At 46.5% G+C, this 11434-nt stretch carries 10 protein-coding genes; 7 read left to right on the plus strand and 3 right to left on the minus strand.

The features are described 5' to 3' along the window. On the minus strand, nt 1-521 hold a 521-nt coding region (locus tag LDL35_RS10700; protein WP_304022327.1), incomplete at its 3' end, for an Hsp20/alpha crystallin family protein. A gap of 28 nt (nt 522-549) precedes the next feature. Further along, nucleotides 550-1056 carry a phosphate-starvation-inducible PsiE family protein gene (locus tag LDL35_RS10705; protein WP_304022328.1) on the minus strand — a complete coding sequence of 169 codons (507 nt, stop codon included), beginning with the start codon at nt 1054-1056 and terminating at the stop codon, nt 550-552. 144 nt (nt 1057-1200) lie between these two features. Between LDL35_RS10705 and LDL35_RS10710 the strand changes: the two genes are divergently transcribed. The 7 genes from LDL35_RS10710 to ileS are packed head-to-tail and all read left to right on the plus strand — an operon-like array spanning nt 1201 to nt 10982. Further along, nucleotides 1201-2187, plus strand: a complete 987-nt coding sequence (locus tag LDL35_RS10710; RefSeq protein ID WP_304022329.1) for a MoxR family ATPase — start codon at nt 1201-1203, stop codon at nt 2185-2187. An 11-nt stretch (nt 2188-2198) separates the two neighbouring features. Next, a complete protein-coding gene (locus LDL35_RS10715) occupies nt 2199-3086 on the plus strand; it encodes a DUF58 domain-containing protein (protein ID WP_304022330.1) in 888 nt (295 codons plus the stop codon). Next, complete coding sequence (locus LDL35_RS10720) at nt 3083-4033, plus strand: VWA domain-containing protein (RefSeq protein WP_304022331.1); 951 nt, start codon at nt 3083-3085, stop codon at nt 4031-4033. Before LDL35_RS10715 ends, LDL35_RS10720 begins: the two co-directional genes overlap by 4 nt. Then, nucleotides 4030-5643: a hypothetical protein gene (locus LDL35_RS10725; protein WP_304022332.1), complete on the plus strand. Its 1614-nt coding sequence runs from the start codon at nt 4030-4032 to the stop codon at nt 5641-5643. Before LDL35_RS10720 ends, LDL35_RS10725 begins: the two co-directional genes overlap by 4 nt. A 48-nt stretch (nt 5644-5691) precedes the next feature. Then, nucleotides 5692-5871 (plus strand): hypothetical protein, encoded by a 180-nt coding sequence (locus LDL35_RS10730; protein ID WP_304022333.1) that lies wholly within the window; start codon nt 5692-5694, stop codon nt 5869-5871. A gap of 41 nt (nt 5872-5912) precedes the next feature. Next, nucleotides 5913-7733 carry a DUF2207 domain-containing protein gene (locus LDL35_RS10735; protein WP_304022334.1) on the plus strand — a complete coding sequence of 607 codons (1821 nt, stop codon included), beginning with the start codon at nt 5913-5915 and terminating at the stop codon, nt 7731-7733. Between the two features lie 60 nt (nt 7734-7793). Continuing rightward, on the plus strand, nt 7794-10982 hold the full coding sequence (gene ileS, locus LDL35_RS10740; protein WP_304022335.1) for an isoleucine--tRNA ligase: 3189 nt from the start codon (nt 7794-7796) through the stop codon (nt 10980-10982). A 27-nt stretch (nt 10983-11009) separates the two neighbouring features. Here the strand turns inward: ileS and LDL35_RS10745 are convergent, their stop codons facing one another. Then, the gene (locus LDL35_RS10745) at nt 11010-11276 is read right to left on the minus strand and encodes a hypothetical protein (protein WP_304022336.1); all 267 of its coding nucleotides are present in this window, start codon (nt 11274-11276) and stop codon (nt 11010-11012) included. Nucleotides 11277-11434: the final 158 nt, after the last annotated feature.

Raw genomic sequence — 11434 nt, forward strand, 5'->3', positions numbered from 1 at the left:
GGAATGGTATATACCTGTTCCTTTGCTTTTGGTTCCTTTTTCGGGATGGTAAGTTCTAATACTCCATCCTTCATAGAACCTTCAGCCTTCTCTGCCTTGACTTCTTCAGGGAAATGTACTTGCCGTTTCCAGGTTGAATAATACCGTTCGCGATGGAGATAATTCTTCTCTGATTTTTCGTTGAATGATTCTTTCTGGGCCTTCAGGATCAATGAATCGCCGGTAATCTGGACTTCCACATCATCCTTTGTCATACCTGGTAATTCGACCTGAAGTTTATAGTGATCCCCTTCATCGATGAGATCGAGGGGGGCATAATGTTCTCTTCCAAATTCCGCCATATCTTTGGTGAGATAGTCGAATGGGAAATATGGCCGCATCAGGTTATCGAAGGACCTTCGAAAATCTTCGAATATGGAATCGAAGTCATCAATAAATCCTGACCGGTGCTCCCTCAAGGCACGGGTTTGTGGTGATGAGGGAGTAATTTCTGTTCCTTTTTGTTTTTTAAAGAGGCTCATAATCGTTCCCTCCTTTACACACTTCAAGTTAGTCTTCAATAGTATTTATAGTTTTCTCTCTTCGTTTGGAAAAGTTTTCCAATGATCCCCTGAACTCCTCAAGAAAGGATCCCCGGTCAAAAACCTCAACTTCCTCCTTTCTTACAGCACCATATCGTAATAACAGGAGAAGTGAAAAAAACAATACTGAAACAGTGAGTATAGTAAGAGGATTAATCTCAAGAATTCCATGAAGGATTATCTCACGCAGTATGGACACGATTCCTACTTCTATCATGATATCAACTGCAATACGGTGCTCTCTGATATAGATGATAAGGAGGCGGTAAATTTCTACAAGGACCAGAATATAGATCAATTCTGATGCAACATACTGAAATTCAAATGGTTGTGCCAGGGTGAAGTACATAGACAAAAGTGTCTTCACCATGAGAGCGAATAGTAATCCACACGTACCGATTACAATGATATCCTGAATATTTTCAAGCAATCGTCTGAAAAGATCATGAATTTTATTGTATGAAATACTGGGCATACAATTCACCTCAGATCTCGTTCCATATTTTATCCTTATGTACTACATATTTATCCTTTTGTAAGGCAACCTTTACTTTGCATCGTACGCCTCCTGACAATCAAAGACAAATAGGTCCGGATTATTCTTCAGGAGTTCAATTCCATGAACGCAGAAATTCAGTCACTTACAAATCAGGCAAAAGAGTGTGCGGATCTCTTAATCCCTCTGGAACATGAGATCTGTCAGGTTATCGCCGGTCAGAAAAACATCCTTGAACGACTCATCATCGCATTGATCGCAGATGGGCATGTTCTTTTGGAAGGTGTTCCTGGTATTGCAAAGACACTGATGATAAAAACGCTTGCACAGTGTATTGACACCGGTTTTTGCCGGATACAATTCACTCCAGACCTCCTTCCCGCCGATATCACCGGAACGAAGATTTACAACCAGCAGGATTGTACATTCAAAACCGTAAAGGGTCCGGTATTTACTCAGTTTCTTCTTGCAGATGAGATAAACCGTGCCCCGCCCAAGGTCCAGTCAGCACTTCTTGAAGCCATGCAGGAACGGCAGGTTACCATCCAGGGTGAGACGTATGCTCTTCCAGACCCCTTCTTTGTCCTTGCGACAGAAAACCCGATCGAACATGAAGGAACGTATCCGCTTCCTGAAGCACAGATGGATCGGTTCATGTTCAAGGTTCTGATGAGTTATCCGTCAAAATCAGAGGAACTCCTCATTCTGGATCGGTTTACAGAAGGAGTCAGTTATCAGCCAAAACCGGTCATCTCCTCTTCAGATATCAAAAAAATCCAGAAAGTGGTCCCCTCTATCTATGCAGACCTTGAGATTAAGAAATATGTCACATCTCTTGTTGATGCGACCCGGAATCCGAAAGAATACCAGATCCCTCTTGCACCCTATATCCGGTATGGAGCATCGCCCCGTGCCTCCATATATCTGATGCTGGGAGCAAAGGCACACGCACTCCTCCGGGGAAGAGGATTTGTCATTCCGGATGATGTAAAAGCAGTTGCTCATGATGTTCTCCGCCACCGGATTCTGCTCTCCTATCTTGCAGAGGCAGAAGAGATAACGGTGGATTCAATCATCGATCAGATCATACGAACAGTCCCGGTCCCCTGAAGCGGTGAACTATGCCGGATAATACCAGCTATTCGGATTTGATTCAGAATGTCAGGACAATTGATATCCTGACCAGGGCACGGGTTACCGGTCAGCAGGCCGGGGTTCATATCTCTCTTTTCAAGGGGCAGGGTGTTGAATTTTCCGATATCAGGGAGTATATTCCCGGTGATGATATCCGTGCCATTGACTGGAAGATAACTGCCCGGTATCAAATCCCCTATGTCAAGGAGTTTGTTGAAGAACGTGACCATACCATCTATCTGATTGCAGATATCTCCGGATCAGGAACCTTTGGTCATGTGGTCTCAAAATTCAGCACTCTTGTCTCTGTTCTTGCAACCATAGCCTTATCGGCGGTTCATTATCATGACCGGGTAGGACTCATTCTGGTATCAGACAACGTTGAGAAGTTCATTCCTGCAAGAAGTGGCAGAAATCATGTTCTTCACCTCATTCAGTCGATAATTACTCATACATCGCAGGCCGGGGGTTCTGATCTCCGCCCGGCTCTGTCCATGATCGTGCAACGGGTACGCCGGATGTCAACCGTCATCCTCTTATCTGATTTCTTCACTCCTGACTGTTCAAAGGAGTTATCCATGGTGAAACGACATCATGATCTCCTGGCGATCCGGATCTCCGATCCCCGTGAAGAAGAGCTTCCTGATGTCGGACTGATTGAACTTGAGGATGCCGAATCAGGGGAGCAGATCCTTGTGGATACATCAGATCCTCTCGTTCGTGAGGAATACCACAAAGCGACGGCTCAGCATACCAAAGATATTTCTCTTATGATGAGAAAATACAGGATTCCATTTGTTAATATCAGATCCGGTGACGAATATGTCCCAATCCTTGAGCATCTGATGATGGCCCGCCCGGGAGGAGAATTATGACCGGATTTTATCATCCTGAGTGGCTGATTGCCCTGGTTCTTCTGCCCTGTCTCTATTATTACTATGATTATCAGACGAAACGAAAGAAACAGGAAGCAATCGTCTTTTCACACATCGGGTTTTTAAAAAGTGCCCTTCATGGCAGTACACAATCTTCCCGGCCACGGACTCTTCTCCTGCTCCTTCTTGCCGCTATCGGATGTATTATCATCGGACTTGCGGATCCTCACATCCCTCTGGAACAGACAAAAGAAGGGGTAAGTGTGGTTCTGGTTCTGGATGTATCGGGAAGCATGCAGGCAACCGATTATCAGCCGACCAGACTTGAATCTTCAAAGCGGTCAGCAGAGATTCTGTTAAGATCGCTTGATCCAAAAGATTACGCCGGGATAATTACATTTGAATCAGGTGCCACCAGTGCAGCCTATCTCTCACCTGATAAGGATCGTGTAATCAGAAAACTGCAGGCAATCGAGCCAAAGGAGGGAGCGACAGCAATCGGGGACGGCCTGGCTCTCGGTATTGATATGGCTGAATCTCTGCCAAACCGTAAAAAGGTAGTTATTCTGTTGTCCGACGGAGTGAACAATGCCGGGGTCATCCATCCTGAACAGGCGGCAGGATTTGCACGGGAGAAGGGAATTCAGGTCTTCACTATTGGTATGGGTTCAGACAGTCCGGTCGTACTGGGATATGACTGGTTTGGAAATCCCCAGTATGCAACACTTGATGAAGCTATGCTCCAGCAGATAGCAGCATCTACGAATGGACAGTATTACAAATCAGTCGACGATAGGACCCTTTCAGAGATCTATTCAAATCTGAATAAGGAGATCGTCCGTGAGAAAGAGGATACCAGTATCCGTGACTGGTTCTATATTGCTGCACTGATTCTGATTTCAGGAGAGATATTCCTGCGATACGGAAGGAGGAGGATTATTCAATGAATGCGAAGATATTCTTGTGGATTCTTACCGGATGTATCTTTATATCCGGATTTCATGCACTTGCTGATGATATTTCGATGTCATCTGCACAATCTGAATATTATTATCAGGTTGGGACCGATGCACAGGTTCCTTTTACCATAGAGAGTTCATTTCCGAATACTCTGATTGGAACGCTCCAGTACAGTCTTACTAGGCATCAGAATGACGGCGGTTTTTCCATATCACAGACCAGTACACAGTCACAGTCCTTTCCGGTAGCTCCGGGCAGATCAAATCATGGCCTGACTCTAACTTCAGAAACAGAAACCGATTATGATCTCTCTCTGCTTCTGTTGTATGAGGATAAGGGGAAGGATTATGCAGTGGTTCTTCCTCCATTGTCGGTTCATTTTGTCTCTGATCCCAAAAAATACAATCCACAGCAGAAGACTGTCCGTTCTTTAACATCTGAAGCGACAAAGACACCCTCATCATCTTCACAGATGGATCCATTTACCCAGATGGAACAGGAGATGCAGCAGATGAGGCAGCAACAGCAGCAACTGATGCAGAGTTTCATGTCCCAGAGTATGTCCGGATCTTCACGGTCTTCATCCGCTGCACAGAATCCCTCGCAGGCTTTACAAAATAATCAGATGTCTTCCTCCGCGTCAGCATTACAGCAGCAGATGATGGAGGAGAGTCAGCAGAATGAGGAGAATAAACGAAAACTTGCAGATTCTCTTGAAAAGGATCCCCTCATCAGGCAGCAGGCATCAGATCTTCGAAAGGCCGGGTATAACCAGACTTCAGGGCGGATAGTCCCGACCGGACCAGACAAAGGAGAGGTGGCTGTCAGTTTTGAGAATGATGACGGTGAAAAGATTTCTGTGACCGGAAAGGCAGAAGAGGGGAAGGTTTCATCGCTCACCGCTGAGAAGAGTGGAGAAATTCCTGTTCCTTTGGCTCTCAGCTCGAACAGTACCTGGAATGATCTAAAAGACCAGTTGCATAATAGTTCGATGGTACCATCATCAGGATCGGTGACCAGGACTCCTGAAGAGACGACGATTAGACAAGAGTATAAAAGTCCGGATGGGAGAAATGCAACTCTGTCTGCACGGATTGTAAATGAAACCGTGGAAGAAGTCACCCTGCAGCAGGATGACGCGTTTCCCCTTTTCTGGTTTATCGGAGTATTGCTCGTAATTCTTCTTGTTGTGCTCTGCGCCGGAGTTGCCTGGTGGTATCTCTCCACCCGTCCGGAGGAAAACCCATGCGAAGAATGTGTGATTCCACCAAGAGACTACCATGAGATTGTGAATGAGATGCTGAGCGATGCAGAACGGGCCTATCAAGCAGGAGAGAAGAAAGAAGGGTATGGTATGCTTGGTCAGGCTTTACGGACGTTTATTTCACATACGTATGGAAAAGGAGATGCCCTGACCAGTGAGGAGATTATATCCAGCTCCCCCGGACTGATTCTTCCGGAAAAGGAGAAGATAATTGAGATTTTAAAAAGGTCTTCTCTTGTTGAATATGCAAAAGAAGAACCACTGGATGAACAGTTCTTCGGATTTCTCTCACAAGCTCATGATCTCGTCAAGTATCAGAAAGGTGAGGACTGATTCCTGCCTGATCAAAGCATCCAAATATTTTCAGGGTTCAGGAATAGTATGGGGATATCACCCGGAGATGAAACGATATGCCAGGTCTGTGGGAAACCTGCAATCGGTCTTGAAATACTCGGATGTTGTAAGGTTGTGGTCTGTGAGGACCATGCCAGTTCCTTCCTCCGTAATCTCTCATCAGGAGAAAAACTGGAATCCGGAGCCTGTTATTATGTCAGGTATTGATATCCGCAAACGAACCAGATACGCCTATTCAGAGGATCGCCATGCAGGATGAAAATAAGGACCTGATACTCCTCCTTTTGATTACCGCCGGAATTGCTATCTGTGGATTCTTTCTCTTCTCCTTTGCCCAGGCGATATTTATTCCAGACCTGAAGGTTACTTCATATGATGCCTCCTTCTCATGGGATGGGACGTTACAGGAATCATATCTCTATAATGTTCATGTATCTGATCAGTATAGAAGCCTGAACCGGAAATTTGAAAGTCCGGTGTATAGCACGATTCGTTCAGGCTCATATATCCGGTTTATATCAGTAGCCCCTCCCTCGGGAACCATCGGGTATGTGAAAGAAGCTGATGGAACTGTAACCCTTACCGGTGAAAATACAAGAGCCCGTTCAATCATTACTGACCGGGCCGGAAGAAATGAAGCCGGGGCATTTAATCCTGGTTATTTCCGTTCAGGGACGTACCCGATATCGTATACCTGGGATATTGTACCTCCGGTAGAACGGGGGACGGATGGAGACCATCTGAATATTGACCTGGCAACATCTCATATTCCTTATGATTCGGTCAGGATTCAGATCCCGGCATCCGGTGTGACCAAACTCTATCCTCATCCGGCAGACTTTACGGTTACCAGATCTGGTGATTCATATATCCTGACCGGTTCAGTAGCTGAAGATCTTCCCCTCGGGTTTGAAGTGTTGATAGATCCTTTCGTCACCGCATCACTGAACGGGCAGGTCAGACCTCTATCCGGTTCAGTCAGGGAACGGACAGAGCAGGCCAATCCCTGGTATCTCTCAGTAGTAAATCCCCTGTACCGGCTGATATCCGCACTTTCCAGTCTGCTGCTCTTTGGTATTCCTGTCCTTTTGCTTGGTATCTGGTACAGATATGGCCGGGAGAAATCCTATACCATCCCCGAACACCTGAGTTTTGTTCCTGATCCGTCAATAAAACCCTGGCTTGTCTCCCTTGTCTTCTCAGGAGATCCTGGGAAATTTCCAGAAGAAGGGCTCCATGCGACTTTGATTGATCTCCATCGGAGAGGTATCATCTCTATAGAGCAGCGATCAGAGAAGGGTTTTTCAATCCGGGTATTAAAGAACGAGACCGGTGATAGATACGAAGACCAGGTGATCAGGACAGTATCTCTGCTTTCAGATGACGGGACTCTTACAGATGAGACGTTTACCCGGATGGCCTCTGATGCCAATGCGAATGAATCAATGAGGAGCCAACTGGTTGAGTTTCAGAAATCTTTCCGGGACCTCCCATCCGGAATCGTTGATCAGATGGTCTCTGCCTACATCAGGAATGGTCATACCCATCTTATCCCCCTTCTTATCCTGGCAATAGGGCTATTCTTTGTATCCTTGGTGCTGATCATCATCGGTCCGGGTGATCGTCTTATCCTTGGTCAGGCAGTATACAACAGTTCATTAAGCATTCTCCAGATGATTATCGCTCTGGTGTTCCCGGTATCCCTCTTTGGAACATGGAAGGGGGATTATTACCGGGACCGGTTACAATGGGAGTCGTTCCGGGGATTTCTTTCAGACTCGGTCATGATCCAGCGTAACTCCCCGGAGGATATATCCATCTGGGGAGACTGGATGGTATATGGGACCGCTCTTGGTGTGGGTGATCAGGTATCAAAGACGCTGAAATCACTGAAGATTCGTGTTCCTGATCTCCCATCCGGCGGCTGGTTTGCTCCGGCCCTTATCCATACCGGTTTTTCACCGATGCTTGCCTATTCACCACCTTCATCTGGTTCTGGCGGATCCTTTGGAGGAGGAGGTTTTGGCGGGGGCGGAGGATTCGGTGGTGGAGGTGCCGGTGGGTGGTAATGTAAGAAACACCTATCTTCCGGTGCGGCCAATAATATACGGAATTTTTGAGGAAATATTGTGCAAGAGGTTACCAGCAGTTTTACACCCAGGGATATAGAAGCCTCTGTTCAGAAATTCTGGACACAGGAGGGTATATATGCCAGGGTACAGGAGCAGAACCGGGATGGCAAAACATGGTTTTTCGTAGATGGACCGCCATATACCACCGGTCACATTCATCTTGGAACAGCATGGAATAAGATCCTCAAAGACAGCATTCTCCGGTATAAGCGGATGCATGGACTTCATGTCATCGATCGTGCCGGGTATGACATGCACGGCCTTCCTATCGAAGTCAGGGTCGAACATGAACTAGGCTTTGAAAATAAGAAAGATATAGAGGCCTACGGTATCGGCGCATTTATCGAGCGGTGCAAGCAGTTCGCCCTCAGCCATAAAGACATCATGTCAGAGCAGTTTAAGGCTCTTGGCGTCTGGATGAACTTTGATGATCCCTATCAGACCGTCATGCCCGAATATATTGAAGCGGCATGGTGGACTTTGAAACAGGCAGATGAGAAGGGTCTTTTAGATCGTGGTCACCGGGTCGTCAACTGGTGTCCCCGGTGTGAGACCGCCATCGCTGATTCTGAAGTGGAATACTGGGATGAACAGGATCCGTCAATATTTGTAAAGTTCCCAATCCAAGGTCTTTTGAATGAATATCTGGTCATCTGGACCACGACCCCATGGACCCTTCCGGCGAATGTCGCCGTTGCCGTTGATAAAGATTTCATATATGCCCGTGTTGAGGCAGTAAAAGAAGGGAAAAAGGAGATTCTCTGGATTGCAAAGGATCTTGTCGAACCGGTATTAAAACGGGGAAAATATCAGGATTATTCAATCCTCTTAGAAAAGACCGGAGAGGAACTCGCAGGAACAACCTATGACTCTCCCCTTGCTCATCTCATCCCACGGCAGAAAGAGATAGTGCATAAGGTGGTTACCGCCGGATTTGTTGAGATGGACAATACCGGAATGGTTCACATCGCCCCCGGACATGGATGGGACGATTATCTCCTTGGTGTGGAGAAAGGTCTTGATGTGTTCTGTCCGGTTGACGGTGCTGGTTACTATACCGAGGAAGGCGGGATTTATGCCGGTCAGTTTGTCCGTGATGCAAATGAAAAGATCCTTGACGATCTTGGGCATCATCTGCTCGGAAGGCAGAAGATAACTCACCGGTATGGTCATTGCTGGCGGTGTAAGACCCCTATCATCTACCGGGCGACTGAGCAGTGGTTTATCTCGGTCCCAAAGATGAAAGAGAAGATGCTTGCAGAGATCAAGGCGACCTCATGGTATCCGGACTGGGCAGGGAGTGCCAGGTTTTATGATTTTGTTTCCGATGCTCGTGACTGGTGTATCTCACGGCAGCGGTACTGGGGTATTCCGATTCCGGTCTGGCAGTGCTCTTCATGTTCGGCTCACCGGGTTTTTGGGACTGTTGCAGAACTGAATGCAGCAGCAGGGAGCAATCTTACTGATCCGCACCGGCCGTACGTCGATGAGATAACCGTGCCCTGTTCCTGTGGCGGGACTATGAAACGGGTAGAGGATATCTTTGATGTCTGGTTTGACTCTGCAATGGCATCCTGGGCGACTCTTGGTTTTCCCAGGAGTGATGCATTATTCCATGAGATGTGGCCTGCAGATTTCATCACTGAAGGACAGGACCAGACCAGAGGATGGTTTTACTCGCAACTTGGGGCCTCAACGATTGCTTTTAACCGCTCGCCCTATAAGAGCGTCCTGATGCATGGGTTTGCTCTCGATGCTGATGGCCGGAAGATGAGTAAGAGTCTTGGAAATGTGGTCACCCCTGAAGAAGTGGTTCAGAAGTTTGGTGTTGATGTTCTCCGTCTTTATATTCTTTCATCCAATGCACCATGGGAAGATCTGAAATTTAACTGGGACGGGGTTTCAACCGTGAACCGGACGATGAATATCCTGTGGAATGTGTACCGGTTCCCGCTTCCCTACATGATCCTTGACGGGTTTTCCCCTGCCCAGACATCAGACGGGACATATGATGATGAGTACATCGTTCGTTCCTACCGGGAGATGCCGGAGATTGACCGGTGGATCATCTCACGAATCAATTCTATTGCAAAACAGATATCCGCAGATATGGAAGAATACCATCTGCACCGGGTCACCCGGCTGTTGATGAACTTCATCCTGGAAGATCTCTCCCGGTGGTACGTCCAGATCGTCCGGCCCCGGATGTGGCTTGAGGAAGACTCTCCAGATAAGAAGTTTGCATATGAGACGATTGCATACTGTCTCCGCACCCTCTGCAGACTTCTTGCCCCGTTTACCCCTCATATCACCGAAGCAATGTATGGAAATCTCCGGCTGCCTGAAGATCCGGTATCAGTTCACATGCTGAAATGGCCTGCAGGAGATATCAGGCTCATTGACGAGAACCTTGAGCGTCGGATGGATGTTGTCCGGAAATTTGACGAAGCAGTTGCAAATGCACGGCAGGCAGGGAAGAGAAAACTTCGATGGCCGGTTCAGAATGTCATTGTCGTGACGTCAAGTGAATCGGTCATCGAAGCTTTCAGGTCAATGGAAGATCTGGCAAAGGATCGTGCCAATACCCGGAATATTGAGGTTATCAAGGGAAGCTGGGACCGTATGCGATTCAATGCAGAGCCGGTCATGAAGAAGATAGGGCCATCATTTGGGAAGAAAGGACCGGTGGTAAAGGGTCTTATTGAGGCTGCAGACGGCTCAGCCCTTCGAAAGCAGCTTAAGGAGTCCGGATCGGTTACGCTCAGTGATGGATCTGAGGAGTTTGTCCTGACCGCTGAACATATGACGTTTAGTCAGCATCTTCCTGAAGGAATCTTTGGTGCAGAGATGACTGATGCGTCGGTCTATGTGGATACGAAACTTACAGAGGATCTGGAAGCTGAAGGATATAGTCGTGAGATCATCAGAAGGCTTCAGGAGATGAGAAAACAGCTTGATCTGAATGTCGATGATAATATCCTGATTGATGCGGTTATTGAGGATGAGCATCTGCGGAAATTGCTTTCAGCATCATGGCAGGATCTTATTAAACAGGAGGTTCGGGGAAAAACACTCAAGGTTCATGCATCTGTTAGTGGCAGGGATGGATCAGTACTATTCCAGCTGGACCGGGACTGGGATATTGAAGGAGTAAAGGTTACGCTCGGGATATCTCTTTGTAGCTAAAAAATAATCCTAAAATTTTTTATTTCTTTAATAAAATAATATTTCAATTCCCGGACAGGAGAGAAAATGAGAATCACGGGTAATTATTTTCCCATCAAATCCAAGCGAATTTGCTGCCAATAATTCATCAAGAGCACCTATTCGTGAACCTTTCTTTTGCATGGCATGTATTAGAATTTCATGAATATCTGCTAAATCGCTGGTAACCGATTTTATCTCAATATTCTCTTTAATACTCTCTATCTCATGGATCTTTTCTTTTGGATGAGATGTTCGATATGCTCCAGCGGTCAATTCAAAAATTGAAATAACAGAAATATATTGATATCACCAGATTGATCAAGGTTTTTTTTGTATTTCAAGTGATTTTTCATCTTTTCGAATGAGACCGACCAGATGTGATGTATCCAAAAGGTGCATTAAATACCGATCTCTTTTGGATTTTTGGCAGC

It is taken from the genome of Methanospirillum hungatei (assembly GCF_020216685.1).
GTDB lineage: Archaea > Halobacteriota > Methanomicrobia > Methanomicrobiales > Methanospirillaceae > Methanospirillum > Methanospirillum hungatei_B.

What these genes read in the sequence shown, in the direction of transcription:
- LDL35_RS10710 (WP_304022329.1), top strand. Translation starts at nt 1,201, where the DNA reads ATGAACGCAGAAATTCAGTCACTTACAAATCAGGCAAAAGAGTGTGCG.
- LDL35_RS10715 (WP_304022330.1), top strand. Translation starts at nt 2,199, where the DNA reads ATGCCGGATAATACCAGCTATTCGGATTTGATTCAGAATGTCAGGACA.
- LDL35_RS10735 (WP_304022334.1), top strand. Translation starts at nt 5,913, where the DNA reads ATGCAGGATGAAAATAAGGACCTGATACTCCTCCTTTTGATTACCGCC.
- LDL35_RS10725 (WP_304022332.1), top strand. Translation starts at nt 4,030, where the DNA reads ATGAATGCGAAGATATTCTTGTGGATTCTTACCGGATGTATCTTTATA.
- LDL35_RS10730 (WP_304022333.1), top strand. Translation starts at nt 5,692, where the DNA reads ATGGGGATATCACCCGGAGATGAAACGATATGCCAGGTCTGTGGGAAA.
- LDL35_RS10720 (WP_304022331.1), top strand. Translation starts at nt 3,083, where the DNA reads ATGACCGGATTTTATCATCCTGAGTGGCTGATTGCCCTGGTTCTTCTG.
- LDL35_RS10705 (WP_304022328.1), bottom strand. Translation starts at nt 1,056, where the DNA reads ATGCCCAGTATTTCATACAATAAAATTCATGATCTTTTCAGACGATTG.